The 462-nt window shown below is 56.5% G+C and carries 1 pseudogene; it reads left to right on the forward strand.

The features are described 5' to 3' along the window. A pseudogene (locus tag EOD29_RS30660) lies at positions 1–462 on the forward strand (cellulose synthase catalytic subunit (UDP-forming)); the annotation flags it as partial.

Below are 462 nucleotides of genomic sequence, written 5' to 3' on the forward strand. Positions count from 1 at the left end.
GCTATATGTCCTCCACGCTGTTCTGGCTCTTCCCGTTCCCGCGCACGATCTTCCTGTTTGCGCCGCTCTTCTACCTGTTCTTCGACCTGGAAATCTTCACAGCCTCGGGCGGCGAGTTCCTCGCCTACACGCTTGCCTATATGCTCGTGAATCTGATGATGCAGAATTACCTCTACGGGTCGTTCCGCTGGCCCTGGATTTCAGAGCTCTACGAATATGTCCAGACGGTGCATCTGCTGCCGGCCGTCGTCTCGGTGATGCTCAATCCGAGGAAGCCGACCTTCAAGGTTACCGCCAAGGACGAATCGATCGCCGTCAGCCGCCTGTCGGAGATCAGCCGTCCCTTCTTCGTGATCTTTGCGGTGCAGATCATCGCGCTGATCATCACCTTCTACAGGATTTATGCCGAGCCCTATAAGGCCGACGTCACGCTTGTCGTCGGCGCGTGGAACATCATCAATC

It is taken from the genome of Mesorhizobium sp. M1A.T.Ca.IN.004.03.1.1 (genome assembly GCF_003997555.1).
Taxonomy (GTDB): Bacteria; Pseudomonadota; Alphaproteobacteria; order Rhizobiales; family Rhizobiaceae; genus Mesorhizobium.